Source organism: Rhodococcus sp. NPDC058505, from assembly GCF_042720095.1.
Taxonomy (GTDB): Bacteria; Actinomycetota; Actinomycetes; order Mycobacteriales; family Mycobacteriaceae; genus Rhodococcus_G.
In genome coordinates this window covers 46,764-58,767 of the sequence record NZ_JBHXNB010000024.1, presented here as the reverse complement: position 1 = coordinate 58,767, position 12,004 = coordinate 46,764, and the positions used below count along the sequence as shown (strand labels likewise).

Below are 12,004 nucleotides of genomic sequence, written 5' to 3'. Positions count from 1 at the left end.
CGCCCTCCCCGCGTTTACCGCCAGGGGAGCCCCCCAAACCCCAAACGCCCCCTCACCTCGATGAGGTGACGGGCCGCTCAGCGTGGCGCGTGGACTACTTCTTCGCGTAGACCGTGGTGCCCGGCTCGGCCATCAGGGTCTGCCCAAGGCCGATGCCCGCGGCGATCAGGGTCGGGCCACCGACGAGGACGGTGCCCGCGACGCCGCCGATGCCCGCACCCGCGACGGTGCCGACCGCAGGCATCACGAAGGTGCCGACAACGGCGCCGATGATGGTGCCGATGAGGCCGCCGGAGGCGGTGGCGACGGCAAGCTGCGAGTTGAAGGTCTGCTGTGCCATCAGGTTCTCCTCGGGCGAGGCGATGTCCTTGATGGCGAGCCCGGCGCCCGCGATCGGCTGCGCGGTGGCGTCACCGGCGATCGGCTTGGCCTTGCCGAGGTCGAAGACCGGGGTCAGGGTGACGGTCTTGCCGTCCTCGCTGATCTTCTGCTCCATCGGGAACTGGAGGGTGTTGAGCTGGAAGGCGAGCGGCAGGCTGACGACCGCGTTGCCGTTGCCGTCCTGCAGCTCGATGTTCTTGCCGTCACCGGAGACCTTGAACGCGCCTGCGTCGATCGTGGTGACGACGGAGGTGCCCTCGATGTTGGACTTCCAGTCGATGGTCTCGGGAGCCTCGGCGGCGGGGTTGGCGTACGAGGTACCCGCGCCGACACCGAGCGCGGCGACCGCGAGCATCGAGGTGACGGCGAACTTCCTGAGCTTCATTCTGTGATTCCCCTCCAGAGTTGCAGACGCGCGCTGCGCGCGAAAAGACACACAATCACGCGAACCCTAGTCTGTGAGACGGCTGAGAACAATGTCGTTGAGCGAGGGTAAGGACACCCTCATTCTGCGAGGTTAAGTTACCGGTCGGTTGTCCAAGTTAGGTTCACCTGCACTAAACGCCCGATAGCCGAGGACTTACCGTGTCCGACAGCACTACTGCGACGCCGGGCCGATGACCGGCACACGCAGCGACGAATGCCGTCTTGAACGACCATGCTACCGGCGGGTAACTTACGGTGGCTTACTCTTGTTGCCGTTGCCGAATGCCGTTGGAGAAGGAAAGGCCGTGACATGAACGCCCTGACGATCACGTTGGGCACGATCGGCGTACTGCTCAGCCTCGTGTGCTGGGCCTCGTTCCTGAGCGGGGCCTGGACCATGGGCAAGACAGTCATGATCGGGCAGTCCGCGCCCGACCGCTGGCGCCCATTCTTCCCCCGCTTCAAGCAGATGATCGTCGAGTTCATCGCGCACACCCGGATGCAGAAGTTCCGCACCGTCGGGTGGGCGCACTGGCTCGTCATGATCGGCTTCCTGGCAGGCGCGCAGTTCTGGTTCATGGCCTACGGCCAGACCTTCGACCCCACCTGGTCGTGGCCGCTGATCGGTGACACCTGGTGGTTCCACCTCGGCGACGAGATCCTCGGCGTCGGAACCGTCGTCGGCATCGTGACGCTGATGGTCATCCGGCAACTGAACCACCCGCGACTGCCCGCGCGCCTCTCCCGCTTCAGCGGATCGAAGTTCGGCCCCGCCTACTTCGTTGAATGGGTCGTGCTCACCGAGGGCATCGGCATGGTGCTGGTCAAGGCGGGCGTGCTGTCGCTGCAGGGCCACTCCAGCTGGACCGACCCGATCACCGGCCTGATCGCCAACGTGATCCCGGCCAACGTCACGCTGATCTCGATCTTCGCGTTCGTCAAGCTGATGTCCGGCATGGTCTGGCTCTACGTCGTCGGCCGCAACATCACCTGGGGCGTCGCGTGGCACCGCTTCTCCGCGTTCCCGAACATCTACTTCAAGCGTGAGGACGACGGCGACGTCGCCCTCGGCGCCGCGAAGCCGATGATGTCCAAGGGCAAGGCCCTGACCATGGACAACGTCGACCCCGACACCGACACCCTGGGCGCCGGACGGATCGAGGACTTCTCCTGGAAGGGCTGGCTGGACTTCACCACGTGCACCGAGTGCGGACGCTGCCAGTCGCAGTGCCCGGCCTGGAACACCGGCAAGCCGCTGTCCCCGAAGCTGCTGATCATGTCGCTGCGCGACCACGGCTACACCAAGGCGCCGTACCTGCTGGCCGGTGGCCGCAAGGACATGGGCGGCGACGAGGTCGGCCTGGTCGACGCCGACGGTAACGTCGACGAGGCCGCGCTCGCGAAGATTCCCGAGGCCGCGCGGCTGGAGGCCGAGCGCAGGCTGGTCGGTGAGACCGCCGAGCTGGTCGCCGCGGGCGAGCAGGCCCCGGTCATCGACCTCGAGACGCTGTGGTCGTGCACCAACTGCGGCGCCTGCGTCGAGCAGTGCCCCGTCGACATCGAGCACGTCGACCACATCATCGACATGCGTCGCTACCAGGTGCTGATCGAGTCGGAGTTCCCGTCCGAGCTGGCTGGCCTGTTCAAGAACCTCGAGAACAAGGGCAACCCCTGGGGCCAGAACTCCAAGGACCGGCTCAACTGGATCTCCGAGATGGACTTCGAGATCCCGGTCTTCGGCAAGGACGCGGAGACGTTCGAGGACTACGAGTACCTGTTCTGGGTCGGCTGCGCCGGCGCATACGAGGACCGCGCGAAGAAGACCACCAAGGCCGTCGCCGAGCTGCTCGCCACCGCTGGCGTGAAGTTCATGGTCCTCGGCGCCGAGGAGACCTGCACCGGCGACTCCGCACGCCGCGCGGGCAACGAGTTCCTGTTCCAGCAGCTCGCGATGCAGAACATCGAGGTCCTCGACAACCTCTTCGACGGCGTCGAGGAGTCCAAGCGCAAGATCGTCGTCACCTGCGCGCACTGCTTCAACGCGCTCGGCAACGAGTACCCGGAGGTCGGCGGCCGCTACGAGGTCGTCCACCACACCCAGCTACTCAACCGCCTGGTGCGGCAGAAGAAACTGATCCCGGTCGCCTCCGTGCAGGAGGACGTCACCTACCACGACCCGTGCTTCCTCGGCAGGCACAACAAGGTGTACGACGCGCCGCGTGAGCTGATGGCCGCGACCGGCTCCAACCTCAAGGAGATGCCGCGGCACGGCGAGCGGTCCATGTGCTGTGGCGCTGGCGGTGCCCGCATGTGGATGGAGGAGCAGCTCGGCAAGCGGATCAACGTCGACCGCGTCGACGAGGCTCTCTCCACGGATCCGAAGAAGATCGCGACCGGCTGCCCGTTCTGCCGCGTCATGCTCACCGACGGCGTCACCGCACGCCAGGAGTCGGGCCAGGGCGAGGGCGTCGAGGTCGTGGACGTCGCGCAGATGATGCTCGAGTCGATCACCCGCCTCGATTCGGCGCAGCTGACCGAGAACATCAAGGTCGTGCAGAAGCCGAAGGAGACGGTCGTCGCCGAGGCCGCACCGGTCGCGGAGGAGGACGTCGCCGAGGCTCCGGCCGCGGCAGCTCCCGCCGCGGCGCCGGTGGCCCCGAAGGCGGGCGGGCTGCAGATGAAGGGCGGCCCCAAGGCACCGGGTGGCGCGAAGACACCCGGCGGCGCGCCCAAGGCGGGCGGGCTGCAGATGAAGGGCGGGCTCAAGGCTCCCGGCGGCGGTGCGGCTCCCGCCGCAGGCGCCCCCGCCGCGAAGGCCGGCGGGCTGCAGATGAAGGGCGGGCTCAAGGCGCCCGGCGCGAAGGCTGCCGCTCCTGCCGCTGGCGCTTCCGCTCCCGCAGCCGAGGCTCCCGCCGCGCCGACCGCCAAGCCCGGCGGACTGCAAATGAAGGGCGGGCTCAAGGCACCCGGCGCGAAGGCACCGGGCGCCAAGGCCGCGACCCCCGCCGCACCGGCGGCCGACGCTGCGGCGCCTGCCGCTGAGGCCCCGGCGGCTCCCGTCGCCAAGCCCGGCGGACTGCAGATGAAGGGCGGGCTCAAGGCACCCGGAGCGAAGAAGGCAGCGCCTGCTGCCGCGCCCGCGCCTGCTGCCGAGGTCCCGGCCGTCGAGGAGCCGGTGGCGCCCGCAGCCGAGGCGCCCGCACCGCCGCAGCCGAAGGCAGGCGGGCTCGGGTTCAAGGGTGGCGCGAAGGCCCCCGGTGCGCGGAAGGCCGCAGCCCCCGCGGCTCCGGCGGCCGCACCGGTCGAGGCGGCCCCCGTCGACGAACCGGTTGCCGAGCCGGTCGCGGACGCTCCTGCGGCCCCCGCAGCGGAGTCCCCGGCACCGCCGCAGCCGAAGGCAGGCGGGCTCGGGTTCAAGGGTGGCGCCAAGGCCCCCGGCCGCAAGTAGCGCAGCACGCACAGCGCGCCCCCACCGCATCGGTGGGGGCGCGTTCTGCATCCGGCGCCCGGCGCCCCGCCCCGCACCCCCCGCGCAACACCCCTGTGCACACACCACTTCCCGCACCCACACACCCACTGCACGCCGAAAACCCCCGCGCACCCCGCAACACCCCTGTGCACACCCCCGCCGACCACACAGGCCCAGCGCGACCGACGCGACCGACGCCGACGGTGTCAGCCAGGCAACACCCCTGTGCACACACCACTTCCCGCACGCACACCCCCACTGCACGCCGAAAACCCCCGCGCACCCCGCAACACCCCTGTGCACACACCACTTCCCGCACGCACACCCCCACTGCACGCCGAAAACCCCTGCACGCCAGGGAATCCCTCTGTGCACAGGCCAAATCGGACACCACCCATAGCGCACGCCACCGCGTCCGACAACGACGTTGTCCACAGTTTGCGCGCAGTTATCCACAGGTTGGCGTCGACGGGTGTGCGGGCGCGTCGAGGCCGGGCACGATATCGGCATGGGGGAACAATTCATTCGACGAGAAGAGGCGCTGCGGCGCGGGGCGACCGACCGGGAACTGCAGCGGCAGTGCCGGACCGGGGTGTGGAAGCGACTGCATCCCGGGCGGTTCGCCCACGCGGAGGCCTACCTCGAGCTCGGTGCCGAGGCGCGCCACCGGCTTGTTGCCGAGGCCGTGCTGGATGTCGCGTCACCGGAGGCCGTGCTGAGCCATCAGTCGGCGGCGGTGGTCCACGGGTTCGACCTGTGGAGCACTCCGTTGGCGCGGGTGCACCTGACCCGCAACAGGTCGTCGGGCGGCAGCCTGAGCCGCCGGCGTCGGGTGCACTCGGTACCGCTACCGGACAGCGACATCACGACGGTCGACGGTCTCCGCGTGACCACTCCTGCGCGGACCGTCGTCGACCTGGCCGCGACTCTGGGATTCGAGCAGGCACTCGTCGCCGCGGACCACGCCCTGCACGTCGGCGCCGTCGATCAGGCCGCACTCGAGGCCGCCCTGACGCCCGCGCGCAAGCACCCTCACCGGATCCGTCGAGTGCTGCGCATGGCGGACGGCCGCTCCGAGAGCGTCGGCGAGACCCGAAGCCGCGCACTCCTCGTCCGCGAGCAGTTGCCGCTGCCCGACCTGCAACCGGAGCTGCACTCGCACAAGGGCGTCCTGCTCGGTCGCGTCGACTTCCTGTTCAACGGTGTGGTCGGGGAGTTCGACGGACTGTCCAAGTACGGCCGCCTCGTCCCGGACGGCACGCTCCCGGAGGACGTGCTGGTCGCGGAGAAGAAGCGGGAGGACGCGATCCGGGACGCCGGCTGGCAGGTGGTGCGCTGGACGTGGGAGGAGCTGACGACGCCGGAGGTGATCGCCGACCGGATCCGGCGCGCGCTCAACCGTGCCCGGCGGTCCGAGCCACCCACTGGACGCATCGTCCGTATGCCGCCGGTCGGATAGTCGTCGTTCGGCCGCACGCACGACAACCCCTGGCACACGCCCACTGACGACGCCGCGGCACCCGTCCACCGCCGCACACACCAGAACCCCTGTGCACACACCCGTCCCCGCACCCACACACGAACTACACGCCGAAAACCCCCGCGCACCCCACAACACCCCTGTGCACAGGGCGACCGGCGCGGCTACGTGCCGACGCGGTTGATCCGGGACAGGTCGCCGTCGTAGTGCTCGAGCAGCCGCGGGTCCATCACCCGACGCCACAGCGGCGGCACGAAGGCGAGCACGATCAGCACCGCGTAGCCGGCGGGGAGTTGCGGGGCGTCGGGCATCGAGCGGAGGGTCTGATAGCGGCGCAACGGGTTTGCGTGGTGGTCGCTGTGCCGCTGCAGGTGGTACAGGAAGACGTTGCTGCACACGTGGTCGCTGTTCCAGCTGTGCTCGGGGGCGACGCGCTCGTAGCGTCCGTTCGCCTTCTTGGCGCGCAGCAGCCCGTAGTGCTCGAGGTAGTTCGCTGCCTCGAGGAACGTGAAGCCGAGCACCGCCTGCACCACGAGCCACGGCGCGACGCTCCACCCGAACGCGGCGATCAGCACCGCGAACAGCGCGATGCTCATCGCCCAGGCGTTGAGGACGTCGTTGCGCGGACTCCAGGTGCGCAGGCCGCGGCGGGCGAGGCGGGCCTTCTCGTACACCCAGGCGGAGCGGACGCCCCCGACCACCGACCGCGGCAGGAACGCCCAGAACGACTCGCCGTAGCGCGCGGACGCCGGATCGTCCGGGGTGGCGACCCGCAGGTGGTGCCCGAAGTTGTGCTCGACGTAGAAGTGCCCGTAGAACGACTGCGCGAGAGCGACCTTCGCGAGCCACCGCTCGTGCTGCGGGCGCTTGTGGCCGAGTTCGTGGGCGGCGTTGATCCCGACACCCGCGACGACGCCCACGGTCGCGGCCATCGCAAACCGTTCGGGCCAGCCCATCGGGGCGGTCGTCCACATGTAGCAGGCAAATACCAGCCCGGCGAACTGGATCGGCAGGAACAGGTAGGTGCACCAGCGGTAGTACCGGTCGTCCTCGAGTGCGGCCATCACCCGGTCCGGCGGGTTGGACTTGTCGACACCGGACACCAGGTCCACCAGCGGGATGATCACGACGAGCAGGATCGCGCCTGCCGCCCAGAACAGTCCGAGCCCGAACAGCTCCACCAGCACCCACGCCGCGAAGGGGCTGAGCGGGGCCAGCAGGCCCAGCAACCAGAAGTAACGCCTGGGATCCCGCCACGGGGTCCCAGGCGCCGAGGTGAGTTCTTCACTCACCGGGTGTATATCGGTGGTCACGTCACTTCCCATGCCGATGTCCTAGTGGCCTGCGCTTGTTAACGCGCCGGTAAGTATCACCAACTTGGGCGCACCCGACAAGGCGATGGAGGGTCGTCTCGGTCACATCTGCGGCAGCCACACCCCGTGCAGTCCGGCGGGCACCCGGATCGGCATCCGGACCCGCGCCACCGGCCCGGACGCCGGGTCGTCGGCGGGCAGGATCACGAACCACGACGCCATGGTCTCCCGGTCGGTGCCGAGCATCCCCCAGTAGTCGGATCCGGTGCCGGGCAGGTGGATCGGTTCGCCGACGGATAGCGGCCCCGGATCCCACGACGTCTCGGTGCCCGCGTCGGGGTCGAAGAACCACAGCGAGTCCATGTGGCCGTCGCGGGGGCCGCGTTTGCCGATGGTCGCGATCCGGCCGCGGGCGCGGGCGAGGGTGCGGTCGTCGATGCGGGGGAATTCGACGTCCCGGTCATGCAGGATCTGACGGTCGACGCGACCGCGGTCGGGGTCGACGGTCGCGCGAACCAGTCCGCCGAGACATGGTGCGTCCAGGTCCGCGAACCCGCCCGGATACGCCCACTGCGCGTAGTCCACCTGCACCCGCCCGTCGGGGAGGTCGCGGGCACCGGCGAAATGCCACACCCAGAACGCCTCGCAGTCCGCCCACCGGACGGGTCCGCCTGCGCGGGGAATCAGCGCGACCCGGGTGCCGTCGTCGGGGCGCCAGTCCAGCAGCGCGCCGCCGGTGAGCGCGGCGGCCAGGTCGAACACGAGCGGACACAGCACCAGCACCACGTAGCGTTCGGTGAGCGCCATGTCGTGGATCATCAGCGGTTCACGCAGGCCCTCGACGACCGTCGGTTCCCGCGCCACCGTCCCGTCCGCCGCGACCACCGACCAGGTCAGGTACGGCGCGTCGAGGAGGTAGGTGAACAGCACCAGTTCACCGGTCACCGGGTCCAGTTTCGGGTGCGCGGTGCTGCCGACCGCCATCGCGCCGTCGCAGGTGTCCCTGCCGAGGGTGGCCAGGTCGGTCGGGTCGAGTCGGTACGGCGGGGCGGCCTCCGCCATCGCGAGCAGCCTGCCGCCGTGCCGGACGACGTTGATGTCGGGCAGGTCCCGGCCGGTGCCCGCCAGTTCGGGGCCGACCTCGTCGACGCCCGGGGTGTACAGGTCGGTGACGCCGCCCCAGATGGCATGCCCGGCGCGTTCCTCGGCGACGACCATCGGGGTTCGGACGAACCGGTTCGTGTATCTGGCGCGGCCACCGTCGAGTTCGATGCGGTGCACCATCCCGTCCCCGTCGAGCGGGTACACGTAGTTGCCGATCGGATCGAACCGCGGGTTCGGCCCGTTGCGCAGGTAGGCGCCGTGCAGTTCCGGCGGGATCTCGCCGATCACCTCAAGGTCGGGGACGTCGACCTCGGCGCGTTGCGGCGCGAACACCCCGGTCAGGTGGGTGTGGTGCGCGACGTCGACCGGGGCGGGGCGAGGAATTCCGGGTGCGCTCATGTGAACCACTTCCAAGTCGGCACTGACCGCGTCCCATCGTCCTCCCCTCGGCGCGGGCGCGCAGCCGTTCGGCGCACGGTTTGCGCTGATCGGAGGCTCCCCGCGGGTAAATCGCTTTACCGACAGTGGCACCATGGACGGGTGACCGTCTCGGAGCCCTCCCACCACACCCACACCCAGCCGCGCGTGCTGACCCAGTCCGCGAAGCTGCAGAACGTGCTGTACGAGATCCGGGGCCCGGTACACGCGCACGCCGCGCGACTGGAGGCGGAGGGGCACCGCATCCTCAAGCTGAACATCGGCAATCCGGCGCCGTTCGGGTTCGAGGCACCGGACGTGATCATGCGGGACATGATCGCGGCGCTGCCGACCGCGCAGGGCTACTCCGAGTCGAAGGGCATCCTGTCGGCGCGGCGCGCGATCGTCACCCGCTACGAGCTGGTCCCCGGGTTCCCCGATCTGGACGTGGACGACGTCTACCTCGGCAACGGGGTGTCCGAGCTGATCACGATGACGATGCAGGCGCTGCTCGACAACGGTGACGAGGTGCTGATCCCGGCGCCGGACTACCCGCTGTGGACGGCGACGACGTCGCTGGCGGGCGGCACCCCGGTGCACTACCTGTGCGACGAGTCGGACGGCTGGAACCCGGACATCGCGGACATCGAGTCGAAGATCACGCCGCGCACCAAGGCGATCGTGGTGATCAACCCGAACAACCCGACCGGCGCGGTGTATTCGCAGGAGGTGCTGAGCCGGATCGTCGCGTTGGCGCGCAAGCACTCGCTGCTGCTGCTCGCCGACGAGATCTACGACAAGATCCTCTACGACGACGCCAAGCACATCTCCCTCGCCACGCTCGCACCGGACCTGCTGTGCCTGACGTTCAACGGTCTGTCGAAGGCGTACCGGGTGGCGGGCTACCGGTCCGGCTGGGTCGCGATCACCGGCCCGAAGGACCACGCGACCAGCTTCCTCGAGGGGCTGAACCTGCTCGCCTCGATGCGGCTGTGTCCCAATGTTCCTGCGCAGCACGCCATTCAGGTGGCGCTCGGCGGCTACCAGAGCATCGAGGACCTGATCCTGCCCGGCGGTCGCCTGCTCGAGCAGCGGGACGTCGCGTGGGAGCGGCTGAACATGATCCCCGGCGTCTCATGTGTGAAGCCGAAGGGTGCGCTGTACGCGTTCCCGCGGCTGGATCCGAACGTGTACGAGATCCACGACGACGAGAAGCTCGTGCAGGACCTGCTGCTGCAGGAGAAGATCCTGATGGTGCAGGGCACCGGCTTCAACTGGGTCGACCACAATCACCTGCGCATCGTGACGCTGCCGTGGGCGCGGGATCTGGCGGTCGCGATCGAGCGTTTCGGGAACTTCCTGGCGAGCTACAGCCAGTAGCGGCGCGTCCACCGCGCGGCGGCGCCGTTCCGCTCGTAGGGTCGAAGGGGTCGACTCGAGGAGGACGGATGTCCGAACGTGTACGTCGCGGCGCTGGCTTGGCCGCAACCTGTGTTGCGGCCGCCGCGGTCCTGGGTGTGACGGCCGCGTCGCCCGCGCTGGCGCAGCCGGTGCCCGCCCGCCAGGACGCGACGCTCGGGCTGCCCGCCGTCGGACTCGGGCGGACGTTGAACTTCCCCGGGCAGGACGCGACGGTAAGCCTGCACCTTCCGGTGCCGCCGGGGATGGTCCCGACCGCGCTGCGCGGCACCATTCAGGTGCCCGCCGGGTCGGGCCGCGGCTGGATCGACGCGGTCGCGGGCGGCCGCATCCTCAGTCGCATCGACGTTCCGGCGGGGGCGCCGACCGCGCCGGTGACGATCCCGCTCGCCGGGGTGCCGATCACCGACAATGCCGCGCAGGTGCAGCTGCGCTCGCATCTGGCGCCGCTCGACGACCAGTGGTGCGCCGAGGACTGGTCGGAGGACTCGCTGTCGATCGTTGACGCGTCGATCGACTACGCGGGCAACGAGATCCAGCCCGCGGTGATCGCGGACTTCCTGCCGCCGGTGCTGCAGCGCCTCGACCTGTACGTGCCGGAGAACCCGACTCCCGACGAGTCCGCGGCCGCGTTGGAGTTCGGGACCGCGGTCACCGCGCACTACGCGAACCAGGGCACCGTCGTCGACCTGCGCGCCCTGCCCGCGGGACGGTCGATGCCCGACCAGCCGGTCGGGCAGTTCGAACGCCAGGTGGTGATCGCCGAAGCGGACAGCCCGGCCGTGCAGCTGTCGCCGTCGGCGGCCGACGTCCCGGTGCTCACCCTGTCCGGGCAGGGCGCGACCCTGCTGGATCAGACCCGGCTGCTGGTCGACTCACTGGCCGAGGTGGTCGTCGCGTCGACCGCGACCGCGGGCGCCCTCGACACCGCGCCCATCCTCGCCCCCGACGCCACCACGCTCAGCGACCTCGGCGTCACCCAGCTGACGTCGACGTCGACCGGCCGCGCGCGGGTGGTGGTCGGCCTGGACCAGACCCGGCTCGGCCGCCCCTCCGACGACGTCACCGTGCACCTGCTCGGCAACTACACGCCGCTGCCCAGCGCGCAGAACGGGCAGATCACGGTGACGGTCGGCGACACCACGCTGGCGCACTGGCCGGTCGACGACACCGGACGCATCGACCAGTGGGTGGACATCCCGAACGACCTGCTCACCCGGTACACGGAGGTGGTGGTGACGCTGCAGGTCGCGGGCGTCATGACCTGCGGGTCGACGCAACCGGTGACGCTGACCCTTGACCCGGCCAGCCCGGTCACGAGCGACACCGCGACGCCGCCGAGCCCCGCCGGGTTCGGCGCGCTGCCGCAGGCGCTGCTGCCGACGGTCGACGTCGGGCTGCAGGACAACACCTTCGCGAACCTGCGCCGCGCACTGTCCCTGACCACCGGCCTGCAGGCGATGACCGTCACCCCGATGCGCCCGGAACTGGTGTCGTTCGACGACGCGGTGAACTCGACGTCGCCGACGATCCTGGTCGCCCCGGACGGCGGCCTGCCGGACTCGATCGCGCTGCCGCTGACCCGGACCGGCGAGGACACCATCGAGCTGGCCGATCCGAACGATTCCGGTCACAGTCGCACCGTCGACGTCCCGACGCTGCAGTTCGGGTCCGTCCAGGCGACCTGGGACGCGAACAAGGAGCGGATGCTGCTCGTCGCGACGTCGACGGCGGTCCCGGAGAACCTGGATCGGATCCTGGACTGGCTGCAGGCGGACCGGAACCGCTGGTTCACCCTGACCGGTGACGTGCTGTTCCAGACCGCGGACCGGGAGCCGGTGAACCTGTCGTCGCTGACGGAGCCCACCCCCGAGACCACGTCGAGTTCCACCGTTCGCGGGGTGCTCGCGGCGGCGGGCGGCGTGCTGGCGCTCGGCCTGCTCGGCGGTCTCGCGGTGTGGGTGGCCAGCCGCAAGCCCCGGTCGACGACCTAGC

Annotated in this window: 7 protein-coding genes; 4 read left to right on the top strand and 3 right to left on the bottom strand. The window is 69.9% G+C overall.

Annotation, left to right across the window (positions count from 1 at the left end; translation table 11 throughout):
- Positions 1–94 precede the first annotated feature (94 nt).
- Positions 95–766 carry an ammonium transporter gene (locus tag ACFWPA_RS16695; RefSeq protein ID WP_378571039.1) on the bottom strand — a complete coding sequence of 224 codons (672 nt, stop codon included), beginning with the start codon at positions 764–766 and terminating at the stop codon, positions 95–97.
- A 351-nt stretch (positions 767–1,117) separates the two neighbouring features.
- Here ACFWPA_RS16695 and ACFWPA_RS16690 point away from each other — a divergent pair, with 351 nt between their 5' ends.
- Both ACFWPA_RS16690 and ACFWPA_RS16685 read left to right on the top strand, forming a co-directional pair.
- Entirely contained in the window at positions 1,118–4,255 is a 3,138-nt protein-coding gene (locus tag ACFWPA_RS16690; RefSeq protein ID WP_378571037.1) for a (Fe-S)-binding protein, read from the top strand.
- Positions 4,256–4,784: 529 nt separating this feature from the next.
- Entirely contained in the window at positions 4,785–5,735 is a 951-nt protein-coding gene (locus ACFWPA_RS16685; RefSeq protein ID WP_378571035.1) for a hypothetical protein, read from the top strand.
- A gap of 185 nt (positions 5,736–5,920) precedes the next feature.
- On the opposite strand, the gene ACFWPA_RS16680 is transcribed toward ACFWPA_RS16685, so the two are convergent.
- On the bottom strand, positions 5,921–7,081 hold the full coding sequence (locus ACFWPA_RS16680) for an alkane 1-monooxygenase (RefSeq protein ID WP_378571033.1): 1,161 nt from the start codon (positions 7,079–7,081) through the stop codon (positions 5,921–5,923).
- Positions 7,082–7,171: 90 nt separating this feature from the next.
- Positions 7,172–8,572 (bottom strand): carotenoid oxygenase family protein, encoded by a 1,401-nt coding sequence (locus ACFWPA_RS16675; RefSeq protein WP_378571031.1) that lies wholly within the window; start codon positions 8,570–8,572, stop codon positions 7,172–7,174.
- A 141-nt stretch (positions 8,573–8,713) separates the two neighbouring features.
- On the opposite strand from ACFWPA_RS16675, the gene ACFWPA_RS16670 reads away from it, so the two are divergent.
- Both ACFWPA_RS16670 and ACFWPA_RS16665 read left to right on the top strand, forming a co-directional pair.
- Positions 8,714–9,970, top strand: coding sequence for a pyridoxal phosphate-dependent aminotransferase (locus ACFWPA_RS16670; protein ID WP_378508964.1), 1,257 nt, complete (start codon positions 8,714–8,716; stop codon positions 9,968–9,970).
- A gap of 68 nt (positions 9,971–10,038) precedes the next feature.
- Positions 10,039–12,003 carry a hypothetical protein gene (locus ACFWPA_RS16665; RefSeq protein ID WP_378571029.1) on the top strand — a complete coding sequence of 655 codons (1,965 nt, stop codon included), beginning with the start codon at positions 10,039–10,041 and terminating at the stop codon, positions 12,001–12,003.
- The last annotated feature ends 1 nt before the right edge of the window (position 12,004 follow it).